4 protein-coding genes are annotated in these 3801 nt (G+C 66.5%); all 4 read right to left on the reverse strand.

Going from position 1 to position 3801, the window contains the following annotated elements:
• Nucleotides 1–317: 317 nt before the first annotated feature.
• Nucleotides 318–464 carry a hypothetical protein gene (locus AB4Y68_RS14430; protein ID WP_441456445.1) on the reverse strand — a complete coding sequence of 49 codons (147 nt, stop codon included), beginning with the start codon at nt 462–464 and terminating at the stop codon, nt 318–320.
• Between the two features lie 717 nt (nt 465–1181).
• Entirely contained in the window at nt 1182–2585 is a 1404-nt protein-coding gene (locus AB4Y68_RS14435) for a hypothetical protein (protein ID WP_441456446.1), read from the reverse strand.
• On the reverse strand, nt 2582–3172 hold the full coding sequence (locus AB4Y68_RS14440; protein ID WP_441456447.1) for an ATP-binding cassette domain-containing protein: 591 nt from the start codon (nt 3170–3172) through the stop codon (nt 2582–2584). The genes AB4Y68_RS14435 and AB4Y68_RS14440 overlap by 4 nt, the downstream gene beginning before the upstream one ends.
• A gap of 345 nt (nt 3173–3517) precedes the next feature.
• The coding region (locus AB4Y68_RS14445) for an integrase core domain-containing protein (RefSeq protein ID WP_441456448.1) at nt 3518–3801 on the reverse strand (284 nt) is incomplete at its 5' end.

Below are 3801 nucleotides of genomic sequence, written 5' to 3' on the forward strand. Positions count from 1 at the left end.
CTCATAACCTGAAGGTCGCAGGTTCAAATCCTGCTCCCGCACCCAAGTTTAACGAAAACCCCCACTGCTCACGCCGTGGGGGTTTTCGCGTTCTGGGCCCCGCCCCGCGCCAGCAGCGCCGCCAAGCTGCCCTGCACCTTCAGCTGGAACTTGCCCAGGCCCTGGACCGGGATGAAAGCGACTCGGTCGATCGGTCGATCGGTCGCTAGCCGGCATTAGGCATCCGCGGCACCGGGGGGGCAGTTGGATCACCGAGGGCGTCACTTCGGCCGCAAGCCGGTCCTGAATCTCCGCCCGGGGCGCCTTCAGCGGCTCGCTCATCGGCGCCCGTTTGAAAATGAGCGCTCGGCGGTCCTCGTCTTCTTGCCAAACTCGACCAGGAAGAACTGGTTCATCGTCGCCGACAGGCCGACATGCAGTTCGCTGATCCGGTCTTCCGACATCGTCTCCAGGGTTCGCGCCATAGTAAGTCAGGCGCTTGTAGAGGCGGGCGGTGGCTGGTGGGGGAGGTTAAGCGGGCCTGTCCATGTTTCTCCCTAGGATCGAGAGCGGCCTGAAGCGGACAAGGGACGTGCAAACCTCAACGTCATGATTCAGCCGCTGAGCTTTACCCGCCCGATCGGCTGGCTCGCGGGATTGGGTCTAGCCAGCGTCGCTGGCGGCCTCCTGGCGGTCGGTTATGCCCGGCGTCCGTTGTGGTGGGCGCCGTGGCTTGCGCCACTCCACCCTGCTGATCACTGCTGCGCAGTCCGCGCGCGCCAGCCGGATCCTCGGAGTCCTCCCCGGGGCGATCGCCGTCGCCAGCGTGCTCTCCTACTATGTCGAGCAGACCGGCTGGGTCGGCGCGTGCTTGTCATCTGTGGACGGCCAGTATTCGGCGGGGCTCCGGGACGGGTCGATTTGCGACATAGACGCCAGGCCGCGAAGCGGACGCTGCCGCCAGCGGCGCGGCCTCTGTCGCCAGCGCCGATAAGCGGAACTCCCGATTGTCCGAGATGAAACAAAAATTCGGCGTCGAGCGCTCGTGAGTCAAAGCATCGGTTCGAATGTCCGCTCAAGGGCATGGCTCTTGGCACGAACTGTTTCGACCACACCGACGCCAGCGTGGCTTCTGCTTTCTGCTAGCCCTGCGCCCGGAGTTCGTTCAGCGTGAATATCACAAGGGCGCTCTGTCAGCCTGACTACGCCCCGCCCCAGTTCAAATAGAAATACCAGGCGATCAGCAGGACCAGTCGGGGCGCGGTGGCTGAGCGGGTCAGGGCGCCGAGGGTGATGGCGGTCACGGAGGTGACGGCTCCGACTGCGGTAGCTTCGAGCAGGATGCGCGAGTCGCCTGAGATTAGCTCCCTCATCCCCGCTGGCGCGGCCATCACCAGCGCCAGCGCCGTTCCGGCCAGCACGAACGCGATCCGGCGCGTGGCCGGCGGGAGGGCGGCGGTTGCGGTCAGGGACAGCAGGCCCTTCTGCTCGCTCCGGCCCGCATGGGCCGTTGCGGCGAACACCAGCAGGAGCATCGCCGTCGGCCCGGCTACGATTGAGTAGGGCGCGAACAGGCCGACTGCGGCCACCAACGCCATGGCCAGCAGGCCCTTGCGGCTCCCGGCCATCAGCCGCGCCTCGGCAACAACCAGCGCCAGTAGGGGCAGCTTGCCGGCGCCGGCGGGGTTCGTATCGGGATCAGCTGGTCGCGCCTGACCAGGCTCCAGGATCTTCAGCCAGGCGGCGGTCGTCCGGGTCTTACCAAGTGCGTGAGGTGCATAGATTAATCCCGCAAGCAATGGAACCAGGGCGGCGACGCCGAGCCAGGTCAGGCGGGCGGCCAGATAGCCGTCCGCCATGACGCCGCTCATGACGTCCAGCCGGATCGGCACGCTGCCGGGCAGGATCTCCGCCCCGCCGATGACGAAGTTGTCGGTCCCGCCTTGGCCGTAGCTGATCGGTGACATGAAGCCGGGCAGGTCGGTCATGTTGGCGGCATATCCGCCTGCCTGTCCGCCGATCACCACCACCGCCAGCGAGCCCATCCAGAAGACAAAGAACAGGACCTCGCCCAGCGGGCCACGCGTCCAGCGGCGGGCGTCGAAGAGCAGGTGCAGGGAGGCGACCATGGCCACCGGGGGGGCGGCAATGACCCATAGGGTCAGGATGATGCTCGCCGGTTCCACCTCGTTCAGCGGCAACAGCAGCACGGCCAGAAGACAGCCCGCGGCCGTCGTCGCTGCCAGCACGGCGGCCAGCACGGCGATGTCGGCCAGCCAGCGGCCATAGGCGATGGCGATGCGGCTTGCGGGGCTGACCTCTTCCACCTGCCAGGGCTGGCGACGGGTAACGTTGGACCGCAGATAGATGAAGGCTACGGGAAGCAACAGGGTGGCGATGACCACGCCCAGCGCCATGCCCAGCACCGGCGAAGTCAGCCATGGCACGCGGTCCTCCACCGCGATCAACGACGCATCCGCCCCGCGCGCCGCGATCATGAAGCGCGCTCCGACCGGCGCCACCAACAGCAGGATCCAAAGGCCCATGCTACGGCCGTAGCGGGCGAGCGAGATGGTCAGGGACGATCTGACGACGGCCAGGCTCACGTGGACGCTCCGGTGACGGGCGCCAGTCTGCCGCCCTCGACTCGCAGCACGGCCATGCCGCCGCTGATGGAGTCCGTAAGGTGAGAGGTCATGATGACCACGGCGGTCTGCGCCGCGCGGCTGATCAAGACGCCGACCCGAGCGCGGGACTCGGCGTCTAGTTCGGCTGTGGGTTCGTCCAGGGCCAGAAGCCGTGGCGATCCGAGCAGGGCCTGGGCGAAAACCAGCCGCCGGCGCATGCCGCCCGAGAAGGTCGAGATCCGGCCGTTGGCGTCGCCGCTCAGGTTCAGCGCGTCGAGCAACATTCGGAACTGGGCCTCGGCGTCGGGGACGTTCAGGCCCTTTAGGGCAGCCATATGCAGGCCGAACTCGCGGGCTGTCAGATCCTCGGGCAGGTCCACCGCCTGCGGGGCGTAGCCCGCCGAACTCCGCAGCCGCCCGCGGGCGGCCGGTAGGGCGCTGCCGTCCCAAAACAGGGTGCCGCCGCTGGGCTTTTCCGCCGTCGCGCACAGCCTCAGCAGGGTCGATTTTCCCGCGCCGCTGGGCCCGGTCAGTAGGGTCAGGCCACGGGCGAAGGTGTGGCTCACGTCCTCCAGTACCTGCTTGTGACCATACCGCCTCGAAACGTTTTCAAGGCGCAGGGACGAGGACGTATCGCTCATGGCGGGATCGGACTCTGCGAGGTCCAGCCGACCCCATGAAACCCGTACGAGAGGGAGTGTCAGTGGCGCCAGTTAATCTTAGGTCACGACGCTCCGAAGTGGGTCTGGAGGCGATAGCGGTCGCTCGTTAGGCGTCCAGCCCACAGCTTCGCGCATTTCAGTCTAACTAATTGTCGGCGATTGCGTGCCTAGCGCGCCGCGCGACGTTTCGATCCGAGGCGATTCAGATCAGATAAGAGTCTGGCGATCATCGAGCCCGGCGGGCACCGCCTAGGTGTCGTTTCCAAGAAGGTTGTTCACCCGTTTCCAGGGTGTGAGGCCTTTGATGCCGGAGTGTGGTCGGTTCAGGTTGTAGTCGTCGGTCCAGGGTTTGATGGCGGCGGCACGTTCGTCTGACGAGGCATRGGGCCTGGCGTAGGCCCATTCGCGCAGCGTGGTCTGGATGAAGCGCTCGGCCTTGCCGTTGGTTCGGGGTGTGTAAGGCCGAGTTCGGACGTGGCGCGCCCCCGCCTTTAGCAAGGCCGCGCCGAACAATTTCGAGCGATAGGCCGAGC

Origin of the sequence: Brevundimonas sp. 2YAF1 (genome assembly GCF_052114745.1) — a bacterium.
In the GTDB taxonomy this organism is placed as follows: Bacteria; Pseudomonadota; Alphaproteobacteria; order Caulobacterales; family Caulobacteraceae; genus Brevundimonas.